This window comes from Streptomyces sp. NPDC057136 (genome assembly GCF_042670885.1).
Lineage (GTDB): Bacteria > Actinomycetota > Actinomycetes > Streptomycetales > Streptomycetaceae > Streptomyces.
In genome coordinates this window covers 237,723-262,125 of sequence record NZ_JBHUUV010000006.1, presented here as the reverse complement: position 1 = coordinate 262,125, position 24,403 = coordinate 237,723, and the positions used below count along the sequence as shown (strand labels likewise).

At 71.0% G+C, this 24,403-nt stretch carries 21 protein-coding genes and 1 tRNA gene; 7 read left to right on the top strand and 15 right to left on the bottom strand.

Features of this window, described 5'->3' with window-relative positions:
- Window positions 1-18: 18 nt before the first annotated feature.
- The 5 genes from ACFT7S_RS10855 to ACFT7S_RS10835 form a co-directional block, all read right to left on the bottom strand.
- Window positions 19-360: a hypothetical protein gene (locus ACFT7S_RS10855; protein WP_382729640.1), complete on the bottom strand. Its 342-nt coding sequence runs from the start codon at window positions 358-360 to the stop codon at window positions 19-21.
- A gap of 77 nt (window positions 361-437) precedes the next feature.
- The gene (locus tag ACFT7S_RS10850) at window positions 438-1,781 is read right to left on the bottom strand and encodes an AAA domain-containing protein (RefSeq protein ID WP_382729638.1); all 1,344 of its coding nucleotides are present in this window, start codon (window positions 1,779-1,781) and stop codon (window positions 438-440) included.
- On the bottom strand, window positions 1,778-3,391 hold the full coding sequence (locus ACFT7S_RS10845; RefSeq protein ID WP_382729636.1) for a hypothetical protein: 1,614 nt from the start codon (window positions 3,389-3,391) through the stop codon (window positions 1,778-1,780). The genes ACFT7S_RS10850 and ACFT7S_RS10845 overlap by 4 nt, the downstream gene beginning before the upstream one ends.
- Window positions 3,382-4,545 carry a hypothetical protein gene (locus ACFT7S_RS10840; RefSeq protein WP_382729634.1) on the bottom strand — a complete coding sequence of 388 codons (1,164 nt, stop codon included), beginning with the start codon at window positions 4,543-4,545 and terminating at the stop codon, window positions 3,382-3,384. The genes ACFT7S_RS10845 and ACFT7S_RS10840 overlap by 10 nt, the downstream gene beginning before the upstream one ends.
- Window positions 4,454-5,386 (bottom strand): phosphatase PAP2 family protein, encoded by a 933-nt coding sequence (locus ACFT7S_RS10835; protein WP_382729632.1) that lies wholly within the window; start codon window positions 5,384-5,386, stop codon window positions 4,454-4,456. The genes ACFT7S_RS10840 and ACFT7S_RS10835 overlap by 92 nt, the downstream gene beginning before the upstream one ends.
- A gap of 294 nt (window positions 5,387-5,680) precedes the next feature.
- On the opposite strand from ACFT7S_RS10835, the gene ACFT7S_RS10830 reads away from it, so the two are divergent.
- Window positions 5,681-6,277, top strand: a complete 597-nt coding sequence (locus ACFT7S_RS10830) for a histidine phosphatase family protein (protein WP_382729630.1) — start codon at window positions 5,681-5,683, stop codon at window positions 6,275-6,277.
- Window positions 6,278-6,484: 207 nt separating this feature from the next.
- Here ACFT7S_RS10830 and ACFT7S_RS10825 read toward each other — a convergent pair whose 3' ends face one another.
- On the bottom strand, window positions 6,485-7,906 hold the full coding sequence (locus ACFT7S_RS10825; RefSeq protein ID WP_382729629.1) for a tetratricopeptide repeat protein: 1,422 nt from the start codon (window positions 7,904-7,906) through the stop codon (window positions 6,485-6,487).
- Between the two features lie 435 nt (window positions 7,907-8,341).
- On the opposite strand from ACFT7S_RS10825, the gene ACFT7S_RS10820 reads away from it, so the two are divergent.
- Both ACFT7S_RS10820 and ACFT7S_RS10815 read left to right on the top strand, forming a co-directional pair.
- Window positions 8,342-8,650 carry a hypothetical protein gene (locus ACFT7S_RS10820; RefSeq protein ID WP_382729715.1) on the top strand — a complete coding sequence of 103 codons (309 nt, stop codon included), beginning with the start codon at window positions 8,342-8,344 and terminating at the stop codon, window positions 8,648-8,650.
- Window positions 8,651-8,733: 83 nt separating this feature from the next.
- Window positions 8,734-9,624: a spermidine synthase gene (locus ACFT7S_RS10815; RefSeq protein ID WP_382729627.1), complete on the top strand. Its 891-nt coding sequence runs from the start codon at window positions 8,734-8,736 to the stop codon at window positions 9,622-9,624.
- Between the two features lie 98 nt (window positions 9,625-9,722).
- On the opposite strand, the gene ACFT7S_RS10810 is transcribed toward ACFT7S_RS10815, so the two are convergent.
- The gene (locus tag ACFT7S_RS10810) at window positions 9,723-10,274 is read right to left on the bottom strand and encodes a hypothetical protein (RefSeq protein ID WP_382729625.1); all 552 of its coding nucleotides are present in this window, start codon (window positions 10,272-10,274) and stop codon (window positions 9,723-9,725) included.
- Window positions 10,275-10,363: 89 nt separating this feature from the next.
- Between ACFT7S_RS10810 and ACFT7S_RS10805 the strand changes: the two genes are divergently transcribed.
- The 3 genes from ACFT7S_RS10805 (at window position 10,364) to ACFT7S_RS10795 (ending at window position 14,130) form a co-directional block, all read left to right on the top strand.
- Entirely contained in the window at window positions 10,364-11,053 is a 690-nt protein-coding gene (locus ACFT7S_RS10805; RefSeq protein WP_382729623.1) for a response regulator transcription factor, read from the top strand.
- Complete coding sequence (locus tag ACFT7S_RS10800; RefSeq protein ID WP_382729620.1) at window positions 11,050-12,501, top strand: sensor histidine kinase; 1,452 nt, start codon at window positions 11,050-11,052, stop codon at window positions 12,499-12,501. The genes ACFT7S_RS10805 and ACFT7S_RS10800 overlap by 4 nt, the downstream gene beginning before the upstream one ends.
- A gap of 132 nt (window positions 12,502-12,633) precedes the next feature.
- The gene (locus tag ACFT7S_RS10795) at window positions 12,634-14,130 is read left to right on the top strand and encodes a cellulose binding domain-containing protein (protein WP_382729618.1); all 1,497 of its coding nucleotides are present in this window, start codon (window positions 12,634-12,636) and stop codon (window positions 14,128-14,130) included.
- Window positions 14,131-14,256: 126 nt separating this feature from the next.
- On the opposite strand, the gene ACFT7S_RS10790 is transcribed toward ACFT7S_RS10795, so the two are convergent.
- The 5 genes from ACFT7S_RS10790 to ACFT7S_RS10770 form a co-directional block, all read right to left on the bottom strand.
- Window positions 14,257-15,909 carry a bifunctional aspartate transaminase/aspartate 4-decarboxylase gene (locus tag ACFT7S_RS10790; protein WP_382729617.1) on the bottom strand — a complete coding sequence of 551 codons (1,653 nt, stop codon included), beginning with the start codon at window positions 15,907-15,909 and terminating at the stop codon, window positions 14,257-14,259.
- Between the two features lie 115 nt (window positions 15,910-16,024).
- The gene (locus tag ACFT7S_RS10785) at window positions 16,025-17,434 is read right to left on the bottom strand and encodes a GH1 family beta-glucosidase (RefSeq protein ID WP_382729615.1); all 1,410 of its coding nucleotides are present in this window, start codon (window positions 17,432-17,434) and stop codon (window positions 16,025-16,027) included.
- Window positions 17,435-17,522: 88 nt separating this feature from the next.
- Entirely contained in the window at window positions 17,523-18,434 is a 912-nt protein-coding gene (locus ACFT7S_RS10780) for a carbohydrate ABC transporter permease (RefSeq protein ID WP_382729613.1), read from the bottom strand.
- 11 nt (window positions 18,435-18,445) lie between these two features.
- Window positions 18,446-19,390 carry a carbohydrate ABC transporter permease gene (locus tag ACFT7S_RS10775; RefSeq protein ID WP_382729713.1) on the bottom strand — a complete coding sequence of 315 codons (945 nt, stop codon included), beginning with the start codon at window positions 19,388-19,390 and terminating at the stop codon, window positions 18,446-18,448.
- Window positions 19,391-19,465: 75 nt separating this feature from the next.
- Complete coding sequence (locus ACFT7S_RS10770) at window positions 19,466-20,830, bottom strand: ABC transporter substrate-binding protein (protein ID WP_382729611.1); 1,365 nt, start codon at window positions 20,828-20,830, stop codon at window positions 19,466-19,468.
- A gap of 248 nt (window positions 20,831-21,078) precedes the next feature.
- Between ACFT7S_RS10770 and ACFT7S_RS10765 the strand changes: the two genes are divergently transcribed.
- Complete coding sequence (locus tag ACFT7S_RS10765; protein WP_382729609.1) at window positions 21,079-22,107, top strand: LacI family DNA-binding transcriptional regulator; 1,029 nt, start codon at window positions 21,079-21,081, stop codon at window positions 22,105-22,107.
- Between the two features lie 106 nt (window positions 22,108-22,213).
- On the opposite strand, the gene ACFT7S_RS10760 is transcribed toward ACFT7S_RS10765, so the two are convergent.
- The 3 genes from ACFT7S_RS10760 to ACFT7S_RS10750 form a co-directional block, all read right to left on the bottom strand.
- Window positions 22,214-22,286 (bottom strand) — tRNA-His (locus tag ACFT7S_RS10760).
- A 125-nt stretch (window positions 22,287-22,411) separates the two neighbouring features.
- A complete protein-coding gene (gene orn / locus ACFT7S_RS10755) occupies window positions 22,412-23,014 on the bottom strand; it encodes an oligoribonuclease (RefSeq protein ID WP_382729607.1) in 603 nt (200 codons plus the stop codon).
- A gap of 10 nt (window positions 23,015-23,024) precedes the next feature.
- Complete coding sequence (locus tag ACFT7S_RS10750; protein ID WP_382729605.1) at window positions 23,025-24,251, bottom strand: helix-turn-helix domain-containing protein; 1,227 nt, start codon at window positions 24,249-24,251, stop codon at window positions 23,025-23,027.
- Window positions 24,252-24,403 lie beyond the last annotated feature (152 nt).

Below are 24,403 nucleotides of genomic sequence, written 5' to 3'. Positions count from 1 at the left end.
GCAAACCCGGTGGCCAGGTCAGGGTCCGGCGTTCCTGAGCAGTGACCGGCCGAACTCGATCATCTTCTTGGCATAGTCCTCGGTCCACTCCGCGCGCTCCGCGACATCGGCCGTCGTCAGCCGGTCGAAGCGGCGCGGATCGGCGAGCTGGGCGGCGGCCACTGCCTGGAATTCGACGGCCCGGTCGGCCGCCGCCCGGAAGGCGTGCGTCAGCTCCGTCGCACGGGCCAGCAGCTCCTTCGGGTCCTCCATCGCATCGAGATCGAAGAAGTGCTCGGGGTCGGCTGCGGCCTCCGACGGCTCGAAGAGCAGCGGAGCGGGACGCATCCGCTGCCGCTCGTTCCGCTCGGGTTGTGCCATGGGTGCTCCTCCTTCGGGCGGCCAGGTGCCACCCTCCATTGTCCAACCCGGCGCAAGAGGGCTGGTCCCTGTCCGGATCAAGGCCGCCAGCGCACCCGGTGTTCCGCGAGATGAGCCAGCACCGAGTGATTCGCGTCCCATCCGTCCGGGAATTTGACCGTGACGCCCAACTGGACCGGTTCCGTCGACGGGTGCTCGTCCAGCAGGTCCGCGACACCCTCCCGGCACACCACGACGCAGGCATGGCGATGGCGGGAGGCCAGGACGCACAGGCGGCCCGTCTCCAGATGGAAGGCCGTGGCGTCCGGGCGGCCCGACAGCGGGTGCAGGACCACCGTCACGTCGAACTCGCGGCCCTGCAGCCGGTTCGCCGTGTCCACGGCCACGCCCGTGACCCCCAGCTCGGCCAGCGCGGCCCGGACCGCCGCGGCCTGGTCGCGGTGGGCCGTGCCGACCGCCACCCGGTCCGCCGTCACCGGGACCGGGTCGGGGGAACGCTCGCTCGTCGCGGCGCCGCCCCGGTCCAGCAGCCGGCGGACGGTCAGGGCCACCGCCCGGACCGCTTCCGGGTCGGTGCGCGGAGTGTGCCTTGCCGGGAGTTCGAGCAGACCCCAGCCGGACTCCGCCGCCTCGTCCAGCACCCGGTCGGGAGCCGACCCGTCCGACGGCACCCCGAACGCCAGGCGCCGCTCCCCGCGGTCCGTACCGCTGCGGAACGGTGTGTACGGGTAGAACGCGTCCGAGACGAGCGGTGCCGCCGACGCCGGCAGCCGCCAGGACACGGGCAGACGGTGCTGCGGCAGCTCCGGGTTGTGGGCGAGCAGCGTGGTCACCGCGCTCGCGGACGGGTCGTACGACAGTCCCGCCCACTGGTCGGCGCCGACGATCGAGAACGGGTCCAACTGGCCCGGGTCACCGACGAACAGCGCCCGCTCGAAGAGCCCCGCGACGGCCAGCAGCGCATCCGAACGCATCTGGTACGCCTCGTCGACGATGGCGTGCCCCCACGGCTCCACGTTCTTCACATGGGCCCACTTGGCGGCCGTCGAGATGACGATGTCGAGGCCGGCGAGATCCGCCGCCTTCGCCGACTTCCGTACGTTGTCCAGACCGTCCAGCACCGTGTCGTACGGGTCGGAGTCGTTGCTGTGCAGGCGGCCCACCGGCAGGCCGGGTGCCTTCTCGGCCAGCCGGACGACCAGGTCGTCGACCTGGGTGTTGGTCTGCGCGATCACCATCAACGGCCGCCCCGCAGCCGCCAGTTCGAGGGCTGCGCGCACCACCAGGGTCGATTTACCGGCGCCCGGCGGCGAGTCCACCACGATGCCGCGCGAGGTGCCGCGCAAGGTGTCGTGGAGGATCGCGTCGGTCGCCCGCGTCGCCTCGGCGCCCGGGTCGAACGTGGCCTTCTCCGAGGTCACAGCAGGTCCTCCGCGGTCACGGGGTCGGGCCGTTCGGCCCGTTCGGCGGCGGCGCCGGGCGGGCCGCCGTGGGTCCAGGGGGTCTCCTCCGGGTCCGGCAGCTTCGGACCACCGCGAGGATCGTGCTCGAACAGCGTCCAGACGATCCGGTCGCCGGGCTCGGGGACCGAACCCGGCGCGGGTTCCTTGCTCCGCCCCATCCGGTCCGTGATCCGCAGCACCAGCAGGAGGCCGTCCTCCTCGGCAGACGCTTCCGCCTCCCGGACGAACTCCGCGGTCTGTGGTTTGCCGTCCAGCGAGCGGTACACCTTCGTGCGCTCACCGAGATGCGGGTGCTCGTCCGTACGGACCGTGACCAGGGGGCGCGGCGAGGGGCGCTTCGACTCGCTGTACGCCATCTCCACCTCCGTCACCTCCCCGACGAACGCCTCGCCGGACAGCCGGCGTCCCGCGAGCACCAGCGGGTCGTCCAGCGCCTCCTGTGCGTCGAGCCGGGCCTGGGCCGACTCCCGGGAGGCCAGCTTCTGTGCGGCCGTCACCGCGTCGTCCCGGCGCGGCTGCGGGGGCTCCCCGGCCCGCACCCGGTCCCGGTGGCCCGTGAACGACCAGCGGTCCCGCGTCCAGCGGTCCTCGGCCCTGGCTCCCTCGGGCATCTCGCCCAGCAGGTCGAGCCCCCGCCACACGGCGTCCCAGGTGGGCAGCATGACCTTCGCCAGCAAGGACCTGATCTCCCGCTCGGCGCACGTCAGTTCGGCCAGGCGGGCGTCGGCCGCGAGCCCGTCCTCCGCCGCCGCCAGCGCCGTACGCGCCCGGTCGTACGCCTCGATGGCGGGGGCCAGCAGCCGGTTGTCGAACGCCGGGTCCGTGGCCGGTCCGGCCGGCGGGCAGAGCAACTGGCCCTCCCGGTCCCGCTCCAGCTCCGCGCGCAGGGCGGCATCGGCGCCCGAGCCGCCGTCCGGAGGGGCGATCCAGGCCAGCAGCGCGCCGAGATGCTGGTCCTCCAGGCTGCTCTGGCCGGTCGCCCAGTGCCGGTTCAGCAGATCGGTCGTGGCGAGCAGCAGGGACGAGCCCGGCACCCTGGCCCGCTCCGCGTAGTGCGTCAGCCAGCGGCCCAGCAGGGGGACCCGAGCGGGCGCCGGATAGGGAGTGTCCGGGTCGTCCTCCGCGGTCCGCCGGAAGCGCATCGAGCGGCCCAGGAGGCGTACGAAGTCGATGCCCGCCCGGCTCGGCACGATCAACTGGGCGGCGTCCGTGCACAGTTCGACCTCGACCTTGACCTTCTTGCCGGTCTCGGGATCGGTCTCTTTGCGCTCGGCCGGCTCGACCACGTCGGCGTACGACTCGATGTGCGGCAGCACCGCCTCGGCCAGCTCGGCGAGGAACGCGAACCGCAGATCGCGGTCGCGCGGCTGGGCCACGGCCAGCAGCCGGGGCGCCTCCCGGTCCGTACCCACCAGGGCCCCGAGCGGGGCGCCCGCCTCACCGGCGGTGGTGAGCGGCACCAGGACGAGCGGCCGGCCGGTGAGATGGCGGTGGCGGACGGTGGCCATGGGCTGCGCACGCCCGCTCTCCACCGCCTCCAGCCGGGCCAGCGTGTTGATCAGTGACATTCCGCTCGGCCCTCCAGGGCTTCCGCGCGCAGGGCCGCGGCACGGCGCAGCGCGGCGACCGTCGGGTCCGCGGGGTCGCCCTCCTTGCCCGCGGCGGCGGCCAGCACCGCGCCGACCGTCGTGAGGCCGCCGAGCTCGCCCCTGACGCTCCGCCCCAGTGCCTCCACCGCCCCGTGGGCCCGGGACTTCTCCCGGCAGTGGAAGGCCAGTTCGCATGCAGCCAGACACTCCGGGGCGTAGGCGGCGCCGACCGCGTCGACGGCCTGACCGAGCTCCTGCGGCGAGCATCCCGGGTCGAAGGTGGTGCCCTCGGGCAGGGTGGCGGCGATGTCCTCGACGCGCGTCAGCCTGGTCAGCTGGCGCCGGGTGACGGCCCGCTGCTTGCGGACGTCGACGACCGAGGCGGTCGGCAGGTTGGAGAAGTCCTTCGGGCAGACCAGCAGCACCCGGTGCCCGACCTCGGCGCCCTTGGTCACCGCGGCGATCCGCTCCAGCGCCAGGACGTAGACGGCGGACTGGCGGGCCGCGGCGCCGACCTTGGCCGCGTCGGCCGAACTGTCGATCATGGGGAAGGATTTGATCTCGACGACCGTCCAGGTGCCGTCGGGGTGCACCACCACGGCGTCCGGTTCCAGATAGGCGGGCGAGCCCGCCACCTCCAGGGCCAGCATCGGATGGTCGAGCAGGGCCCAGCCGCCCGCCGCAGTCGCCTCCCGCAGTGCCAGCGCCGTCCTCGCCGCACGGCCCTCGGGTCCGGCGGCCGTCAGATCCGGCACCTGCGCCTCGTGCGGTGCCTCGCAGCCGCCGCCGAGCCGCTCGTACAGCAGGCGGAGCAGCTCCGTGCCGCCGTCGGCCTTCACCTTCGCCTCGAACGCGTTGCCCCGCATGAACGCGAACTGCGACTGGCCGAAAGCGGCGGGGGAGCCGAGCGCGGTGGCCAGCACGGCCTTGTTCACCCCCGCGGCGTCGAGCAGAGAGCGCCGCTTGCAGCCGGGGTTGGCGGCGAGGGCGGCCAGCGCGCGTGCGTCGAGCGGGTGCGGGGCGACGGAGGGGCCGCGCAGCTCAGCGAGCCGCTGCCGCAGCGTCGTCGCTGGTTGGCGCGCCGGTGTCGGTGGAATCTGCGGAGGAGGTCCGCTGGCCGGGTATTCGCTCACCCGCGGAAGTCTTGCATCCGGCACTGACATCTGGGGCCTTACCGGTGTTCGCGGCCGTGCGCACGGTGGTGAGACCGGCCCGGAACCGGTCCTTCACACGGTCCGCGAGGCGGATCACCGGCTTCGCCAGAAGAGCTCCGCCCGCCATCACGGCGACGCCTGCCGCGGCGTCGAGGAAGTAGTGGTTCGCGGTGCCCATCACCACGAGCGTGGTCAGCAGGGGGTAGGCGACGCCGAGGGCGCGTACGAGGGGATGGCGGCCGTGCCGCCACAGGAGGATGCCGCACCACACCGACCAGCCGACGTGCAGGCTCGGCATCGCCGCGTACTGGTTGGTCATCCCGCCGAGTCCGCGCGGGGCGCTCGCCTCGGTGCCCCACCAGCCGTACGAGCTGTACTGGGCCATCGTGTCGACGAAGCCGTACCGGGCGTCGAGGAGGCGGGGCGGGCAGGTCGGCATCAGCGTGAAGCCGATCAGACCGAGGAGCGTGGAGGTCATGAGCCAGGTGCGGGCCGCCCGGTAGGCGGCCTTCCGGCGCCGGAACATCCATATGAGGACGGCCGGGGTGACGAGGTAGTGCAGCGAGGCGTACGCGAAGTCGGCGGGTATCCCGAGTGCCGGGTTGGCGGTCAGCAGGCGGTTCAGGGGGTGCTCGGCGTTGAGGAAGAGCGACTGTTCCAGGCGGAGGATGGCGAGCCCGTGGTCGACGGCGGTCGACACGTCGCCGCGGACCAGCAGCCGTCCTGCCGAGTACAGCGCGTACACCACCGCTATCAGTGGCAGCTCCGTCCACCAGCGGGGGCGGTGGCCGGGTGCTGGCGCGGCGGTGGCGTGCTGCATCCGGTAGCTCTCCCCATGTTCATGCTGCCGTCGAATGGCATTCAACCGTACGGCGGTCGTCGGCCGGGATTCTCCGAGGGGTCCCGGTTCCGTGGCCGAGGCCGGGACCGCGCTGGAAGGGACGCCGTTACGGCCCCGGAGGTTGCCTCCCGGGCACGTGAGAGATGATGGAGCGGGGGGAATCGGCCACGCCCCGACGGGGCCCGGCGTCGGTTTCCGCCCCTCGTCGCTGTATCGGACACCGCCGTCCGGGACCTATCAGATCGTGAGATCTCAGTTCCAGGGAGAGCCTTCATGGCACCGCGCATCCTGCTCGCCCGGCACGGCCAGACCCAGTGGTCGGTGCAGGGCAATCACACCGGCAGGACGGACATTCCGCTGCTGGACACCGGCCGCGAGGGCGCCAAGCTGCTCGGCGACCGCCTGCACCGGGAGCCGTGGGCGGGCCTGCCGGGGGTCGAGGTCAGGACCAGCCCGCTCGTCCGGGCGGCCGAGACCTGCGCGATCGCGGGGTTCGGGGACCGTGCGGAGCCGTGGGACGCGCTGATGGAGTGGGACTACGGGGCGTACGAGGGGCTGACGCCGGCCCAGATCCGGGCGGACCGGCCGGACTGGCTCATTTGGCGGGACGGGGTGCCGGAGGGCGAGACGACTGCGGAGCTGTCTGCCCGTGCGGACGAGATCGTGGACTGGGCGAGGTCGGCGGACCGCGACGTCCTGGTCTTCGCCCATGGCCACATTCTGCGGGCGCTGGGGGCGCGGTGGCTGGGGGAGGACGTGTCGTTCGGCGCCCGCATCCGGCTGGACCCGACGTCGCTGTCGGTGCTGGGCTGGGCGTATGGCCTGCCGGCGGTGGAACGCTGGAACGACACGGGTCACTTGGACCGGTAGGAGTTGTTACGGGGCTGTGTGGGAGGCCCTGTGCTTTGTGCGCCGCCCCGTGCGCGCCGGTTCCGTCCTCAAACGCCGGACGGGCTCGGTTTGCCCGGTCGTGTGGGCGTCCCGGTCGTGCTCCCCGGTTCCGTCCTCAAACGCCGGACGGGCTGAGGTGTGCCGGACTGGCTGGGGGTGCCCATTCAAACCCGTCCGGCGACCCATTCAAGCGCGTCCGGCGTTTGAGGACGGAAGCGGCGGAACCGTCGGCCCGGTTGCCGCCCGCACCGCCTCCCCGTGGCGGGCCACGAAGTCTCCGACCGCCGGCGACGCGTTCTGCGCCCGCAGTACCCCCACCGCACTCGCCAGCATCGCGCGGATGCGGGAGGACTGGACCCGGTCCAGCAGGTCCAGCACCCCGTGGCCCGCCGTGGCTGCCTCGTCCGCGATCCCGGCCCGGGCCAGATCTCCGGTCAGCTGGGCCCGGTACAGCGCCAGGTTCCGCGTGAAGTGCGGGTCCTGGAGCTGCGTTGCCCGCCGCGCGTGCCGCGCCGCCCGCGGCCAGTCGCCCAGCGCCGACCAGCACTGGGCCTGGAGCATCTCCAGTTCCGCCTCCCGGAAGAAGGACATCCACTCCGGGTCCGCCGACGACGCCCCCCGCTCGAACGCCGCGTGCGCCCGGCCGATCGCCCGGTCGCACCCGGTGCGGTCACCGAGCCCAGCCCGGCCCCCCGCCTCCCGCAGGGCCAGCAGCGCCAGCAGCCGGGCCGAGCCGAGCGGCCGGGCGGCCCGCTGGCCGGCCTCCGCCGCGCGTACCGCCTCGCGCGGCCGCCCCGTATCCCTGGCCAGGAACGACGCGTTGCAGAAGGCGTGGGCCTCAAGCGCCGAGTCCCCCGCCACCCGCGCCGTCGCCAGCGCCTCCGCGTAGTGGGAGCGGGCGTCCTCGAAGCGGCCCGAGTCATGGGCCAGCCAGCCCACCGAGATGGCCAGCTCACCCGCGCCCGCGTGCAGCCGGTCCGCCGTGGCACGGCGCGTGGTCGTCCCCGCGTCGAGCAGGGCGTACGCCGCCCGGAGCGGCTGTGAGGCCCGCCGGTAGAGGCCGTCGCCCCCGTGCCGGTCGTCCAGCAGCCGGATCTGCCGCACCGCCTTCTCGACGGCGTTCACTTCGGCCTCGCCCACCCGGCGCTGTGCGGGCAGGCTGGTCAGGGCGGCAGCGGCGGACGCGCCGCCGAGGCCCAGGGACGCGGCCGCCACCGTGGCGGTGCCGCTGGTCATGAACATGCGACGCAGCACGTCGCTCTCCTCGTCGGTGTCGCTGTGGAGCGTAGGGGGCGGTGGAGTGGTGGGGCGTGCGGGGGAGCCCGCGTTCGAGGTACGCGCCCCCCGGCCGCGCACGGTCTCGCGGGCCGAGAAGCCGAGGTCCGCCAGGCCGGCCCCGGGGAACATATGCAGGAAGACCCGTTCGTACGCGTAGTTGGGGCAGCGGATCTCGCCGGACTCCACGCGGCCGATGTACCGGGCGTCGCAGGCGACCTGTTCGCCGATCTCCCGCGCGGCCCGGCGGACCGCCGCCGCGAACTCCCCGGCGGAGCGCTGTCCGCGCAGCCGGCGGAAGACGAGGTTGGGAACTGGCCGTGTCGACACCATGGCGGGGCCCTCTCCGGTGCAGCCGGGCGCTGGTTCTGTTGTCCCGGCGGAGCAAGAACGTACCTGCTGTGACGGGACGCACACAGAGTGTTTGTGTACAAAACGGATATCTCGCCCGTGATCCGCCATGAACTGCCATCCTTTGCGGCGGCGTGGTGCCGTAGCCCTTGACGCAGTGGGCGCGTTGGTCCATGTGGAGACGGAGTCTGGCTCCGTTCGGCGATGAGAGGAGGGGTTCCCTTGCTGCATCTCGGCACGGAGACCGGCTCACGGACGACAGCGGCGCACCCCATGACCGCACCGCCCGCCGCACCTGCACCCGAACCCGCACACGCGCCCGCACCCGAATCCGCACATGCGCCCGCACCCGTACACGCACAGCCCGCACCCGTCGGCGAACCGTGCGACCTCGTCACGGTCCCGGCCCGCCAGGGCCTGGAGGCCGTCGACATCCTGCGTCGCGGCGCCGACCAGGAGGCCGTTGGCCCGGTCCTCCACGACGGCGCCTGCGACACCCTCGGCTTCCTGGTGCCGCCGGGAACTGCCGACGCCTGGGACGTACCCGGTAGCGCCTGTACGCGGACGAACGGCCGCGGGCTCCGTATCCCCGCCGAGCCCCCCGTTTTCGGCAGCGGCTGGCTCCTGCCGCCCGCCCCCGACGCGCCGGTCACCGACCCGGCCGTGCTCCGGGAGGCCCTGGGTCAGGCCGCCCGGCTGATCGAGGCGGTCGACAACTGCCAGTGAGCCCATAATGGCCGGACGGCCGGATCTCCCGGCGCCGCCGGTGAAGCGCCGGCCCCGGAACGTATGAGCAAGGGCGAGCAAGCGTGGCACGTCGAGGAGCGTCGGCAGGGGGCGCGAGCGCCCGGAAGCGGTCCGACCGCAAGCGGGAGCCCCTCGTCGCGGAGGTGGACGGCGGTCGCGCCGAGCTCGTACCCGACCGCGAGCGGCCGCGCGGCTGGACGCTGCTGCTGGACGACGCCCCGCAGTCGCATGTGGACCTGGACGATCCCTCGTACCTGTCCTTCGAGTACCAGCGCAGGATCGGCCACATGATCGATCTCGCCGCGCCCGCGCAGCAGCCCCTCCAGGTGGTGCACCTGGGCGGCGGGGCATTCACCCTCGCCCGTTACGTCGCGGCGACCCGTCCCCGCTCCACCCAGCAGATCGTCGAGGTCGACGCCGCACTCGTCCAACTGGTGCGTCGTGAGCTGCCGTTGGACCCACAGGCCCGGATACGCGTCCGATCCACCGATGCCCGCGCCGGACTCGGCAAGATCCAGGACGGCTGGGCCGACCTCGTCATCGCGGATGTCTTCAGCGGAGCCCGTACCCCCGCGCATCTCACCTCCACCGAATTCCTCGCCGAGGTGCGCCGCGTCCTGAAGCCCGGCGGACAGTACGTCGCCAACCTCGCCGACGGGCCGCCGCTGACCCATCTCCGCGGCCAGATCGCCACCGCCGCCACCCTCTTCCCCGAGTTGGCGCTCGCTGCCGATCCGACCGTGTGGCGCGGTCGGCGTTTCGGCAACGCCGTGCTGCTCGCCTCGGACCTGCCGCTCGCCGTCGCCGAACTCACCCGCCGCGTCGCGACCGATCCGCACCCCGGCCGGGTGGAGCACGGCCGGGCGCTCGCGGACTTCACCGGAGGCGCCGCCGCCGTCACGGACGAGGGCGCCAAGCCGTCCCCTGCGCCGCCACCCTCCACGTTCACCTAGGGCCTCTCGTTTGGATCATGCCGGGCTCGCGGGGTCTGGCACGAGCTCCCCCAAGCTCTCGGCTTCGCTCGCCTGATCCAAACGTAAAGCCGTAGCCGCTACGGGCCGACGATCTGCACCTGCGGCGGATGGTCGTTCCAGGTGCAGAACAGCGAGTACGTCGCCCCGGTCTCGTCGCTGAAATTGACCCTGATCCAGGTGGTGTTCGTCCACACCTGCATCGACCAGTCCTGCTCCGGCGTCGCCGACACCAGCTTCGCCGAGCTGCTGCCCAGCTCGAACACGGCCCGCCCGCCGTCCGTGCGGTAGCTCTTCACCTCGCCCGAGGCACTCGAGGCGCCCGGGGACTGCGCGGGTGCCGGGCTGCTCGACGGCGTACGCGAAGGCGGCCGGGACGGGACGCGGGAGGCCGGAGGCGTCGTGCGGGGGGTCGTCGCGGGCGAGGAGGGGGACGGCGCCGCGCGGTGCGTGGACGACGACACCGGTTCCTGTGTGCCCTGTCCGGTACGGGCGCCCACGGTGAGCGGCACCGCGCGCGGCGGGTCGTAGGCGGTCCCTGCCATCACCGTGTGCACACCCCACCAGGACAACGTGACCGCCGCCCCTGTGGCGAGCGACCACGCGATCGCGTGTACGAGTCCTCGTTGCATCCGGGACATCCTGCACCACTCGGGCCTCCACTGTCCCGGAGAGCGCCGGCCCGGCACCCGGCGCGGCCCAATGGGCTACGGTGCCGCCCATGGCAAGTGTGCTCGTGGTCGAGGACGACCAGTTCGTACGTTCCGCCCTCATCCGGCACCTGAGCGAGGCCTCCCACACCGTACGGAGTGTCGGCACCGCGCTCGAAGCGCTGCGCGAGGTCGCGCATTTCGGTTTCGACGTGGTCATTCTCGACCTCGGACTGCCCGACCTCGACGGCGCCGAGGCACTGAAGATGCTCCGGTCCATCACCGACGTACCCGTGATCATCGCGACGGCGCGGGACGACGAGGCCGAGATCGTGCGGCTCCTCAACGACGGCGCCGACGACTATCTGACCAAACCGTTCTCCGTCGAGCACCTCTCGGCGCGGATGTCCGCCGTGCTGCGCCGTTCGCGCGCGGCCGGCAGCGAGGCACCGCCGCCGCGCGTCATCCAGGTAGGCGGGCTCTCCATAGACCCGCTGCGCCGCCAGGCCGAACTGGACGGGGCCATGCTCGATCTGACCCGCCGCGAATTCGACCTCCTGACCTTCCTCGCCGGCCGCCCCGGCGTCGTCGTCGCCCGCAAGGAACTGCTCGCGGAGGTCTGGCAGCAGTCCTACGGCGACGACCAGACCATCGACGTCCATCTGTCCTGGCTGCGCCGCAAACTGGGCGAGACCGCCGCCCGGCCGCGCTATCTGCACACCCTGCGCGGTGTCGGCGTGAAGCTGGAGCCGCCCGCATGAGATGGGCGCTCGTCAAGGTCTGTCTGGCCGTCACGGCCATGGTCGTCATCGCCTTCGCGGTGCCGCTCGGACTCGTCATCAAGGAAATGGCCCGCGACCGGGCCTTCTCCGACGCCGAGCGGCAGGCGGCCACCATCGGGCCGACCCTCTCCATCACCACCGACCGCAAGGAACTGACCCGGGCCGTCCTGTCCACCGAACCGGGCGATGAGGGGCGGCTCGCCGTCCATGTCCCCGCAGCCGTGGAGCCGGACCGGCAGGCGCTGGAGATCGGCAGCCGGCGGGCCACCCGCAAGGACCTTGAGACCGTACGGAAGTCGGGGCGCGCCGCCATCGCCGAGGTCACCGGCGGTTCCGTGCTGCTCCAGCCGACGGCGCTGGGTTCCGGGGACATCGCCGTGGTCGAGGTGTTCGTGCCCGAGGGCGAGGTCTCCAACGGGGTCGCCACCGCATGGCTCGTGCTGGCGGGGGTCGGCATCGCGCTGATCGTCGGCTCGGTCGCGGTGGCCGACCGGCTCGGCGTACGCATGGTGGAGCCCGCGCAGCGGCTCGCGGGCGCCGCCCAGGACCTGGGCGAGGGCAGGCTCGGCACCCGGGTCCCGGAAGAGGGACCGACCGAACTGCGCTCGGCCGCCGTCGCGTTCAACTCGATGGCCGACCAGGTGGTCCAACTCCTCGCCAACGAACGGGAACTGGCTGCCGACCTCTCGCACCGGCTGCGCACCCCGCTCACCGTCCTGCGCCTCAACGCGGCCTCGCTGGGCGAGGGTCCGGCCGCCGAACAGACCCGGGCCGCCGTCGAGCAGCTGGAGCACGAGGTCGACACGATCATCCGCACCGCACGCGAACAGCGCCCCCAGACGCAGGGCCCGCAGTCGGCTGCGGCCGCGGGCTGCGACGCGTCGGAGGTGATCCGGGAGCGGATGGGATTCTGGTCGGCGCTCGCCGAGGACGAGGGGCGCACGGTGCGCCTGGCGGGAGTGGACCGTACGGTACGGATTCCGGTCGCCCGGCCCGAACTGGCCGCGGCACTCGATGCGTTGCTCGGCAACGTCTTCCGGCACACTACTGAAGGCACCGCCTTCTCCGTCGATGTGCACCACAGCGGCGACGCGGTCATCGTGCTGGTGTCCGACGCGGGCCCCGGCATCGCCGACCCCCGGGCGGCGCTGACCCGCGGCTCCAGCGGCCGGGGCGGCGCGGCGGGCGCCGTGGGCTCGACCGGACTCGGGCTCGATATCGTCCGCAGGGTCGCGGAGTCCACCGGAGGCGATCTGCGGATCGGCCGGTCGGTGCTCGGCGGCACGGAGGTACGGATCTGGATCGGGCTCGACGGCGGCCGGCCCGAGCGGGGCAGGCGCGGACACCGGGTCGGGCGGCAGCGACGCGGAGTGCTGCGCCGGAACACAGGGTTCCGGGGTGGCTCCGGTGCGGGCGCCCAGCATTAACCGGCGCCCATGTGCCCCTTAAGCCAACCCTAAGAACACCGACCGGGGCCCGAAGAGCCCTAATTGCCGTTTTAGGTGCCGCTAGCGTCTGCCGCGAACCCCCACCCCCCGCACGACAGAGGCAGGCACGCGATGGGCACCAGCACGCACCGCCGGACGGCGAGCACCCGCACCAAGGCAGTCGGCGCTGTCGTCGCCGCGGCGGTGATCGGCGGCACGGTCTTCGCACTGACCGGCACCGCTCAGGCCGCGGCGGTCGGAGCGACGTACACCAGGACCAGCGGCTGGACCGGTGGCTACACCGGGCAGTACGTCGTCACCAACGACAGCACCGAAGCCCGGTCGGACTGGACACTCGAATTCGACCTGCCCACGGGCACGAAGATCGGCTCCCTCTGGAACGCCGAGCACACGGTCAGCGGCAATCACGTCACGGTGAAGCCCGCGAGCTGGGACACCGGGCTGGCCCCCGGGAAGTCCGTCACGGTCGGCTTCGTCACCACCTCGGCCGGCACCGCGGCAGACCCGACAGGCTGCCTCATAGACGAGGCGGCCTGCTCGGCCGACCCGGGCACGACACCGGAGCCGAGCGGCCGTCCCACCGGCACCGCGTCCCCCGCCCCGAAGCCGACCCCCACGGTCTCCGAGACCGCGACGGCGACGCCGACCGCGACGCCGAGTACGACCCCGAGCACGACGCCCGTGCCCACACCGTCCGAGACCGGCGGCACCACGGACCCGGCCCGCTTCGCCCCGTACATCGACACCTCGCTCTATCCCTCGTACGACCTCCTGGACACCGTCACCAAAACCGGGGTGAAGGAGTTCCACCTCGCCTTCATCACCTCCGGCGGCAGCTGCGCCCCCCTCTGGGGCGGCGTCACCGGCCTCGGTGACGACAAGGTCGCCTCCCAGATCGGCGCCCTGCGGGCGAAGGGCGGTGACGTCCGGGTCTCCTTCGGCGGCGCGGCCGGAGCCGAACTGGCCCTGCACTGCTCGTCGGCCGCCGACCTCGCCGCCGCGTACGGCAAGGTCATCGACGCCTACGAGCTCACCAAGGTCGACTTCGACATCGAGGGCGGTGCGCTGCCGGACACGGCGGCCAACTCCCGCCGCTCGCAGGCCATCGCCCTGCTCCAGAAGTCGCACCCCGGCCTGGATGTCTCCTTCACCCTGCCGGTGATGCCCGAGGGGCTGACCCAGCCGGGTGTGGACCTGATCGCCGACGCGAAGAAGAACGGTGTCCGGGTCGACGCGGTCAACATCATGGCCATGGACTACGGCCCCGCGTACAGCGGCGACATGGGCACGTACGCGATCCAGGCGGCCACCGCGACCCAGGCGCAGATCAAGGGGGTGCTCGGGCTCTCCGACGCCGCCGCGTGGAAGGCCGTCGCGGTCACCCCGATGATCGGCGTCAACGATGTCGTCACCGAGATCTTCAAGGTCGACGATGCCACGCAGCTGGTGAAGTTCGCCCAGGAGAAGGGCATCGGCCGGCTGGCGATGTGGTCCGGCACGCGGGACAAGGCGTGTGCGGGTGGGGCGCAGCCGAGTGCGGATGCCAGTTGCAGTTCCATCGTGCAGGAGCCGCTCGCCTTCACGAAGGCGTTCGGCGCGTACGAGTAGTCCTCCGGACCGCCACCCCCCGCGTGCCCCGGCCGGGCCCCACGTCCCCCCACACCCGGCCGGGGTGCGCGCCCCATTTCCCCCCGCGCTTTAAAGATGTCCTCAATCGCCGGACGGGCTTGATTTCTAGATGGCGCCGCCCTGCCACTCCTCCGCGTACTCGTTGAAGATCGCGCGCAGGTGGTGGCCGATCTTCAGGTAATCGAGGTCGTCCAGGTTGGCCAGTGAGACCCGGACCGACCACTCGGGGCCGTCGAAGCCGCCGCCGTTCAGCAGGACGACGGAGGTCTGCTCAGCCAGCCGGAACAGCGGGTCGACCGGCTCGTAGTTCTTCTCCAGGAAGTCGGCGAACGGCTTCCCGTGCACGCGCTCGGCCTCGGCGAGCAGGTCCAGCTCGATGTAGTAGGCCGCCCGCTTGGGGTCCTCGGAGACCTTCATGTGGACGCCCTCCAGCAGGAGTTCGAGGCGCTGCCGCACGATGGCGCGGATGCGGTGCTTGTACTCCTGTCCCTCGTCGAGCATGTCGAAGAGCGAGAACAGCGACATCATCACCTGCTGGGGGAGGGAGAGCCCCGCGGTGTGGTTGAGCGCGACCTGCCGGGAGTCCGCGACCAGCCGGTCGATGAACCTGATCTTCTCCGGTTCCAGGGAGAGCGTGCCGTACCGCTTGCTCAGCCGGGCCTTCTCCTCCGGGCCCTGCGCCGCCAGCATCGCGTCGATCACGTTGTCGTCGTGGAGCCCGATCACACCGAGCCGCCAGCCCGTGGCGCCGTAGTGCTTGGAGTACGAGTACACGAGCAGGGTGTTGCGCGGGAGCTCGGCGGCGAGTGAGCGGAAGTCCTCCACGAAGGTCCCGTACACGTCGTCGGTGATCACGATCAGGTTCGGGTTCTCCTTCGCCACGATCGAGACGATCTGCTCGGCGACGTGCGGGGCCAGCGCCAGGGAGGGCGGGTTGCTCGGGTTGACGCAGCAGACCAGTTTCACCGTCGGGTCGGCGAGCTTGGCGATCTCCTCCGGCGGGTAGCGCCACTGGCGCACCCCGGTCTCGGTGAACAGGTTCGCCTCGACATGCACCACGTCGAAGTCGTACGTGGCCTGCTCGGGGATCTCCAGGTACGGGGTGAACACCGGCACCATCAGGGCGATCCGGTCGCCCTTCTTCAGGATGCCGTTCTTCATCAGCGAGTCGAAGATGTAGCACATCGCCGCTGTGCCGCCCTCGGTGGCGAACAGGCTCAGCGTCTGCTTCTCCGGCGGCCGGTGGTCGAACATCTCGTCCGCGACATAGCCACGCACGATCTCCTCCGTGTGGTGCAGAATCCGGTCCGGTACGGGGTAGTTGTCGCCGATCGAGGAGTCCGCCATCTCGTGCACGAAGGCGTCCCGGTCGAAGCCGAACCGCTTGACCGCCAGATCGAAGCTCGCCTTCAGCAGGTCGATGCCGGGCAGCTCCGGATGCGTCCGGATGAAGAAGTCGAAGCGGTCGCCGCACCCCGCCTCCTCCGGCATGCCCCCCAGGTTGTCCGCCGTCCACACCCGGCGGGACTCGGCGAGCGCGAAGTAGCCGAGGGCGTGGTACGCCTCGCGGGGCCCGGTGGCGACCCAGTTCGGGTTGCCGCGGCCCGCGTTGAGCATGGCCCGGGTGGTCTTGCCCTTCTGGCCGGGCTTGTCGCGCTGCGCGGCCTGGGCGATCTGGATGAACTTGTCCTTCAGCTCGAACGGGCTGAGCCGGGCGAAGGACCGGATCTCTTCACGGCTGAGGGTGGTCTTGGGCATGGTGGTGTCCGCTCCCATGCAGTTGTGTGGTTGAGAATAGGGACATAACGGTGAAATTAACAGGAGTGGGGTACGGCGGCACCCTCGTTCCGCCGTACCCCGGTTCGTGGCGTCCTCAGCCGGTCGGCGGCTTCGGCAGGACCCCCGTCCTCGCCAGCTCGCCGTACCAGTGGGCGCTGGCCTTGGGCGTACGCGTCTGGGTGGGGTAGTCGACGTGGACGATGCCGAAGCGCTTGCCGTAGCCGTACGCCCACTCGAAGTTGTCCATCAGCGACCAGAGGAAGTAGCCGCGCACATCGGCCCCGTCCGCGATCGCGCGGTGGACCGCCGACAGATGCCCGTGCAGATAGCGGATGCGGTCCAGGTCCCGCACCACACCGTCGTCACCCGCCTTGTCGGGATACGCCGCGCCGTTCTCCGTGATCATCAGAGGCATGCCCGGCGCCTCCTTCGTGTAACGCATGAGCAGGTCGTGCAGCCCCGACGGGTCGATCGACCAGCCCATCTCGGTCAGCTCGCCGGGCGGCTGGTGGAAGGCGACATGCTCCGAACCGGGCCACGGCGAGTGGTCGCTCGCCCCGTGTCCGTCGCGGCGCGGGCCCTCCAGGTCACTGCCGTCGGAGACGACCGTCGGCGTGTAGTAGTTGATGCCCAGCGAGTCCAGCGGCTGGTTGATCGCCGCCAGGTCGCCAGGCTCCACGAACGACCAGTCGGTCAGCCGTGCCGTGTCCTCGAACAGGTCCCGCGGGTACGAGCCCTTGAGCACCGGGTCCGAGAAGACCCGGTTCGCCAGCGCGTCGATCCGGCGCGCGGCATCCAGGTCCTGCGGGGACTGCGTCCGCGCCCGCACCGCACTCGGGTTGAGGCTCAGTGAGACCTGCGCGCGGGCGGGCAGCGCCGCACGCAGCGCCTGCGTGCCCAGACCGTGCGCCAGATTCAGGTGGTGGGCGGCGCGCAGCGCGGCGACCGGCTCCGTACGCCCCGGGGCGTGCACCCCGGAGCCGTATCCGAGAAACGCGCTGCACCAGGGCTCGTTGAGCGTGGTCCACAGCTCCACCCGGTCGCCGAGCGCCTCCGCGACGATACCCGCGTACTCGGCGAAGCGGTGGGAGGTCTCCCGCGCCGTCCAGCCGCCGGCGTTCTCCAGCTCCTGCGGGAGGTCCCAGTGGTAGAGCGTGAGCATCGGCTTCACGCCCCGCTCCAGGAGCTCGTCGACCAGGAGCCGGTAGAAGTCCAGACCGCGCTGGACCGCGGGACCGCGCCCGGTGGGCTGCACCCGGGACCAGGAGACGGAGAAGCGGTACGCGTTCACGCCGAGGTCCGCGATCAGCTGCACGTCCTCGGTGCGGCGGTGGTAGTGGTCGGTGGCGACGTCGGCGTGGTCGCCACCCTCCGTCTTGCCCGGTGTGTGGCTGAAGGTGTCCCAGATGGAGGGGGTACGGCCGTCCTCCCGTACCGCGCCCTCGATCTGATGGGCGGAGGTCGCGGTGCCCCAGAGGAAACCGGGCGGAAAGTGTGCGGACATGAAGAGCCTCCGTGAGTGTCCTGAGTGTCCTGGGCGTCGTCCTGGGAAAGGAGAGCGTCCTGGGAGAAGGAGAAAGAGGGCGCGGGGGTCAGCCCTTGACGGCGCCCTGCATGATGCCGCCGACGATCTGCTTGCCGAAGAGCACGAAGACGGCCAGCAGGGGCAGCGTGCCGAGCAGCGCGCCCGCCATGATCACCGACTGGTCGGGGATGTAACCGCGGCCGAGCCCGGTCAGCGCCACCTGCACGGTGGGGCTGCCGTTCTGGGTCAGCGCGATGATCGGCCAGAAGAAGTCGTTCCAGGCCATGACGAACGTGAGCATCCCGAGCACCGCCATCGCGGGCCGCGCGGCGGGGAAGACCACATGCCACACGATGCGCAGACTGCTCGCCCCGTCGACCCGGGCCGCCTCGATCAGTTCGGTGGGCAGCGCCCCGATCAGGTACTGCCGCATGAAGAACACCCCGAAGGCGCTCACCAGCGTCGGCAGGATGACCGCCTGGAGCTGATCGGTCCACTGGAGCTTGGCGACCATCATGTACAGCGGTACGACGCTGAGCTGCGGCGGCACCATCATCGTGCCGATGACCAGCAGCAGCAGGACGTTCTTGAAGCGGAAGCGGAGCTTGGCGAAGGCGAAGCCCGCCAGCGTGGAGAAGACGACCGTGCCGATGGTGATGGAACCGGCCACGATGGCCGTGTTGAGCAGGGCCGACCCCATATTGGCGTCGGTCCAGGCGATCTCCAGGTTCTTGAAGAGATTGCCGCCGAACCAGAACGGCGGCGGATTCTGCGCCAGCCGGTGGTTGTTGCGGGATGCCGCGATCGCCGTCCACACCAGGGGGAAGAGCGAGATCACCGTGAAGACGATCAGTACCGCGTAGGTGAACTTGCCGCCGTGCAGGTGCTTGCCGGCGCGCGCCGTGCCGCGCAGCCCATTCCGCTTGCCCGGCGGTGCCTTCGGAGGGATCACCCGGTCGGCCGGAGTCAGGGTTGTCATCGTGTCGCCCCTCATGAGCTCTTGCGCAGACGACGGCCGACCAGCCAGTTGACGGCGCCGATCAGCAGAAGGATCAGGAACATCGCCCAGGCGATGGCCGAGGCCCGGCCGAGGTGGAGATTGACCCAGCCCTGCTCGTACAGATAGAGACCGAGCGTCTGGAACTGGTGGTTGGCCCCGCCGGTGGCACCCGCGCCCCGGTTGAACAGGAGCGGCTCACCGAACAGCTGGGTCGCGCCGATCGTCGACACCACACAGGTGAAGAGGATCGTCGGCCGCAGCGACGGGATCGTCACATGGACGAACTGCTGCCAGCGCGTGGCACCGTCCAGCGCCGCCGACTCGTAGAGATCGTTCGGGATCGCCTGCATCGCCGCCAGATAGATCAGCGCGTTGTAGCCGGTCCACCGCCAGACGACGATCGTCGACACCGCGAGCTGAGAGGTCCACTCGCCGTTCTCCCAGTCCACCGGGCCGAAACCGACCTGACCCAGCGCCCAGTTGATCATCCCGATGTCACGCCCGAACAGCATCACGAACACGAGCGTCGCCGCGGCCACACTCGTCGCGTACGGAGTGAGGATCGCGACCCGGAAGAACATCGAGCCGCGCAGCTTGTAGTTGAGCAGATGCGCGATGCCGAGAGCGATCAGCAGCTGCGGAACCGTGGAAAGGACCCCGATGGTCAGGGTGTTGCGCAACGCGTTCCAGAAGAACTCGTCCTCCATCAGCCTGGAGAAGTTGCGCAGCCCGATCCATTCCATGTCGTTCGGGGCGGTCAGCTCCACCTGGTGGAGCGAGGCCCATCCCGTGTAGAGCAGCGGGAACAGGCCGAAGGCCAGGAAGAAGACGAAGAACGGGGCCACGAAGGCGTACGGACTCCACTTCAGATCCCACCGGTACAGCCGGCTGCGCCGCTTGCTGCGCACGGGACCCGATGAGCCGCCGTCGCCCACGCGGCGCGGGGCCGCGCCCCCCTCGGAGAGGGGCGCGGCCGTACGGGACTTACTTGTCGTTCCGCTCACCGGAGGTCACTTCTCCAGGGCGTTGTCGATCGCCTTCACCGCGGCGTCCCAGCCGTCCTCGGACGAGACGCCCTTCTGGTCGACCTGGAGCATGCCGACGTCGGCCAGGTTCTGGGCGATGATCAGGTCCTTCGGGCCGACGATGGTCACCGGGATGTTCTTGGCGGCGTCGGAGAAGATCTTGCCGATCGGGGCGTCGTTGACGTACGGGTCCTTGGCGTCGGCGACTTCGGGCAGCTTGAACGCGGCCTGCGCGCTCGGGAAGCTGCCCCGCTTGGCGAAGAACGTGGCCTGCTGCTCAGGGGCGGTCAGCCAGGCGACGAGCTTGGCGGCCTCCTCCTTGTTCTTGCCGGCCTCGGGCACGGTCAGGAAGGAACCGCCCCAGTTGCTGCTCTTGGGCGCGGCGGCGACGTCCCACTTGCCTTCGGTCTTCTCGGCGCCCTTGTCCTTGATGTAGCCGATCATCCACGGCGGGCAGGAGATGGTGGCGAAGGTGCCGTTCACGATGGCCTGGTTCCAGGAGGGCTGGAACTGCTGGAGCTTGGCCGTCAGGCCGAGGTCCGCCGCCTTCGCGGCGACATCCCAGGCGTCCTTGACCGCCGGGTTGGTCTTGTAGATGACCTTCCCGTCCTTGTCGTAGAAGCGCTTGGCCGAGCCGCCCTGTACGGCGTTCATCAGCCCGGAGGCGGAGTCGACGAACGCGGTGCCCTTGGGCGCCTTCGCCTTGTACTTCTCGCCCGCTTCGAGGAACTTCTGCCAGTCACCGGCCCACAGCGCGCCGACTTCCTCGCGGTCGGTGGGAAGCCCGGCCTTCTCGAAGAGGTCCTTGCGGTAGCAGATGCCCTGGGGGCCGATGTCGGTACCGAGCGCGACCGTCTTACCGCTCTTGTCCGTGCCCTGCGACCACTTCCACTCCAGGAAGTTCTCCTTCTTCACCCCGGCGGTGCTGCCCAGGTCCACCAGCTTGGAGGACTGCGTCTGGGCGATCTCGGCGATGTTGTTGACCTCGATCGCCTGGACGTCGGCGAGACCACTGCCCGAGGCGAGGTGCGTGAGCAGCTGCGGGTAGTAGTTCTCGTTCCGCTCGATCGACGTCTGCTCGATGTTGATCTCGGGGTGGAGCTTCATGTACGCGTCGTACAGCCCCGCCTCCTTGAGACCGAAGGCACCGAAGACACCGACGGTGATCGTCGTCTTGCCCTTGCCGTTGCCGTCCGAGGACGAGCCGGCCGACGGGTCCTTCGAGTCCTCCGCGCAGCCGGCCAGCAGCCCGGCGCCGAGGGCGGCGACGGCTGCGAGGACCACAGCTCTGCGGAACGTACGGCGGGGCGGTGGTGCGGTCGTTCCCCGGGTGAAGACAGAAGTGCGCATTGCGGCCTCCTAGTGCCCTGTACGTGCCCTCCCCGGCCCAACTGCGCGAACGCGTCCGTACGTTGTTTCGCGCTGTGGCCCAGGTGAGGGACGTGCGGGATATTTATGAGTCAGGTACGGTGGGAGCGCTCCCATACGTGATGTGTTGAAGGGTTGCGGCTCGCCGGGAGGGTGTCAAGAGACCGGACGGCGAGACTTGTTTCGGTTATCGGCTTGTGAGAAATTTTCGACGACTGGGAGGGGCAGCCATGACTGTTCGTGGAAGGCAGGGGCGGCGGCCCACACTCGAGGAGGTCGCGGCGAAGGCAGGCGTCGGCCGCGGCACGGTATCCCGAGTGATCAACGGCTCACCGCGCGTGAGCGACACCACCCGGGCCACGGTCGAGGCGGCGGTCAACGAACTGGGTTACGTGCCCAACCGTGCCGCCCGCGCCCTGGCGGGCAACCGCACGGACGCCATCGCCCTCGTCGTGCCCGAGCCGGAGACCCGGTTCTTCGCCGAGCCGTACTTCTCCGACATCGTGCGCGGTGTCGGCGCGGCGCTCGCCGACACCGAGATGCAGCTGCTGCTCACCCTCGCGGGCAACGACCGCGAGCGCCGCAGGCTGGCCCAGTATCTGACCGCGCACCGCGTGGACGGCGTGCTGCTGGTCTCCGTACACGCCGACGATCCGCTGCCCGACCTGCTGGAGCAGCTGGGTATGCCCTGTGTGATCAGCGGTCGCAGGCATGCCGCCGAACCCCTGGCGTCGGTCGACTCCGACAACTTCGAGGGCGCGCGCATGGCCGTCGGCCACCTCGTATCCCGCGGCCGCCGCTCCATCGCCACCATCACGGGCCGCCTCGACGTGTACGGCGCCCAGCGCCGCCTCGACGGCTACCGCGAGGCCGTCGCCGCGGCGGGCATGGCCCCCGACGAGCGTCTGATCGCCCCCGCCGACTTCACCGAGGAGGGCGGTGCCCGCGCCATGCGGGAGCTCCTCACCCGCTGTCCCGAGGTCGACGCGGTCTTCGCCGCGTCCGACGTGATGGCGGCGGGCGCCCGCCAGGTCCTGCGCGAGGCCGGTCGTCGCGTTCCCGACGACATCGCCATGGTCGGCTTCGACGACTCGGCGGTGGCCCGCCACATGGACCCGCCGCTCACGAGCGTCCGGCAGCCCACCGAGGAAATGGGCCGCACGATGACCCGCGTACTGCTCCAGGAGATCGCGGGCCCCTCCGACGACCGCCCGAGAATCGTGCTCCCCACCGAACTGGTGGTACGGGACTCGTCCTGACCGGACGCGGGAACGCCCCTCGCTTCCTGTGACCCAGGTCACGGCAGCGAGGGGCGTCGGCACAACGAGAAGGGCCCCGGTCCGAAGACCGGGGCCCTTCTTTCAGGGTGAGTAACGGGACTTGAACCCGCGACATCCTGGACCACAACCAGGTGCTCTGCCAGCTGAGCTATACCCACCATGTCGCCCGGTCGCTTTTCCGACCGGCCGAGAAAAAGTGTACAGGGTCCGGGAGGGTGCTCGCGCCCCGGTTGTTTCCGGCCCGTCCACGGGCCCCGAAAGGCCCGTGACCAGGGTCGTCGTACTACTCCGTGGGGGCCGCGACGCGCGTCGCGATCTCCTTGGCGTGTACCGAGTCGGGACCGGGCTGCGGTACGAAGACCGCCTCCCGGTAGTAGCGGAGCTCCGTGATGGAGTCGCGGATGTCCGCCAGTGCCCGGTGGTTGCCGTTCTTGTCCGGACTGTTGAAGTACGCCCTCGGGTACCAGCGGCGTGCCAGTTCCTTGACCGAGGACACATCGACGATCCGGTAGTGGAGGTAACCCTCCAGCAACGGCATGTCCCGCAGGAGGAAGCCCCGGTCGGTACCGACCGAGTTTCCGCAGAGCGGGGCCTTGCCGGGCTCCTTCACGTGTTCGCGCACATAGGCCATGACCTGCTCCTCGGCGGCTTCCAGGGTTGTGCCCCCTGCCAGCTCGTCGAGGAGCCCCGAGGCGGTGTGCATCTGCCGCACCACCTCGGGCATGGTCACCAGGGCCGCGTCCGGCGGGCGGATCACGATGTCCACCCCTTCGCCGAGCACGTTCAGCTCCGAGTCGGTGACCAGTGCGGCCACCTCGATAAGTGCGTCGTCCGTCAGCGAGAGCCCGGTCATCTCGCAGTCGATCCACACCATACGGTCGTTCATGTGCCCCACCCTACGGGGCGTTGCGCTGCCCCGGCAGGGCCGGGCGTCCCGGGGCATACGCGTCCGGGCCCGGTTTCAGGTGCTCCGTCGAGCCGCCGGAGACCGCGGTGACCGGGGCGGGCCCGGGCGGTGCGGTCTGTGCGGGGCGCCGGCCCGCGACCGTCCCCTGGGCGGGCACGACCGGGTCGATCGCTGTAGTGATGCTCTCCAGGCCCCCGCCCTGCGGACGGCGGGCCCGGTAGGCGGCCCGGTAGGCGGCCGGGGACGAGCCCAGCTGGCGGCGGAAGTGCCCGCGCAGCGCGACCGGCGAGCGGAAGCCGCAGCGGCCCGCGACCTCGTCGACCGAGTAGTCGGAGGTCTCCAGCAGCCGCTGCGCCTGCAGCACCCGCTGGGTGATGAGCCACTGGAGCGGCGCGCTGCCGGTGAGCGAGCGGAACCTCCGGTCGAAGGTCCGCCTGCTCATATAGGCCCGCGCGGCCAGCGTCTCCACGTCGAACTGCTCGTGGAGATGCTCCAGCGCCCAGGCCACCACCTCGGCGAGCGGGTCGGAGCCGATCTCTTCCGGCAGCGACCTGTCGAGGTAGCGTTCCTGACCGCCACTGCGACGCGGCGGCACCACGAGCCGGCGGGCGAGTGCCCCGGCGGCCTCCGTGCCGTGGTCCGTGCGGACGATGTGCAGACAGAGGTCGATTCCGGCGGCCGTGCCGGCGGAGGTGAGTACATCGCCGTCGTCGACGAAGAGCTCACGCGGATCGACGTGCACCGACGGATAGCGCTTGGCCAGCGTCGGTGCGTACATCCAGTGTGTTGTCGCCGGGCGGCCGTCCAGCAGGCCGGCTGCGGCGAGGACGAAGGCCCCGGTGCACAGACCGACGATGCGCGCGCCCTCTTCGTGTGCACGGCGCAGCGCGTCCAACGCCTCTGCGGGCGGTGGTGATGTGATGGACCGCCAGGCGGGCACCACGACAGTGCCTGCCCTGCTGATCGCCTCCAGGCCGTACGGCGTGCTGAGTTCGAGTCCACCCGTGGTGCGCAGTGGCCCCTCTTCGCCTCCGCAGACGAGCAGCCGGTAGCGGGGAACTCCCGCGTCCTGCCGGTCGATTCCGAAAACGGAGAGCGGGATGGAGCTCTCGAAGATCGGGCCGCCGCTGAAAAGCAGTACGGCTACGACTTCCCGGCGTCGCCGCCCGGTCAGCTTCCGTGCGGCCTCCGTTGCGGTGGCGGAGTCCTGGCTCATGACGCTAAGCCCCCCTCGGTGTTCGCGTCTCCCTGGTCCTTACGGGCCTGTCGTTCCTGCACGTTTCCCCTCGGTCTCGCACGAGTCCGCAGACTTCGTCCCATGATCGAATCTACTGCGTCCCGTGGTGCCGTAGTGACACGTTCCCCCAC